The 976-nt window shown below is 47.1% G+C and carries 1 protein-coding gene; it reads right to left on the bottom strand.

The annotated features are described in order from the left end of the window. Positions 1 to 976 (bottom strand): VCBS domain-containing protein (locus AB4209_RS20210; RefSeq protein WP_372057108.1); only part of this gene is annotated, 976 nt, incomplete at both ends.

Here is a 976-nt window from a genome sequence, read left to right as displayed (position 1 = left end):
TCACCGTTGGTGCCTGAAATCGAATCCGGCGTGAACGTATTGTCTGGATTATCAACATCGGTACTAGTCAATGTTCCTGATGTCGTTACCGCTTTATCAGTCTCATCCACACTGACTGTTGCGGTACTGACTGTCGCTGCATCGTTAGTGCCATTAATTGTCACTTTGACCGTTGACGTTGTGCCATCAATAGACGATACAGTAAAGGTCTCTTCGACTTTATCGCCGACGTTCAATTGATTAAACGCACTGTTGGCGGTGAACACCCAATGCCCATTAGCATCAATAGTTAGGTCGCCATTAGCTCCAACAATGGAGTCTGGCGTAAATGTGTTATCAGGATTATCAACATCGGTACTGGTCAACGTGCCTGAGGTAGTTACCGCTTTATCAGTCTCATCCACACTGACTGTTGCGGTACTGACTGTCGCTGCATCGTTAGTGCCATTAATCGTGACTTTGATCGTTGACGCTGTGCCATCAATAGACGAGACAGTGAAGGTCTCTTCGACTTTATCGCCGACATTCAATTGATTAAACGCGCTGTTAGCTGTGAATACCCAATGACCATTGGCATCAATGGTGAGATCACCGTTGGTACCGGAAATGGAATCGGGTGTGAACGCATTGTCTGGGTTATCCACGTCGGTGCTGGTTAGCGTGCCTGATGTGGTTACCGCTTTGTCGGTCTCATCGATAGCGATGGTTGCACTGCTAACAGTGGCTTTGTCATTAGTGCCGTTAATCGTGACTTTGATGGTGGACGGTGTGCCATCAACAGACGACACCGTAAAGGTTTCTTCTACTTTATCGCCAACATTTAGTTGATTAAACGCGCTGTTGGCGGTGAAGACCCAATGACCATTGGCATCAATAGTCAGGTCACCGTTGGTGCCTGAAATAGAATCCGGCGTGAATGTATTATCTGGATTATCCACGTCAGTACTGGTCAACGTTCCTGATGTGGTTACCGCTT

The sequence above is a fragment of the Vibrio sp. 10N.286.48.C11 genome (assembly GCF_041469805.1).
Classification (GTDB): domain Bacteria; phylum Pseudomonadota; class Gammaproteobacteria; order Enterobacterales; family Vibrionaceae; genus Vibrio; species Vibrio crassostreae_C.
The sequence above is the reverse complement of the archived record's forward strand: the minus strand, read 5'-3'. Positions and strand labels throughout refer to the sequence as shown.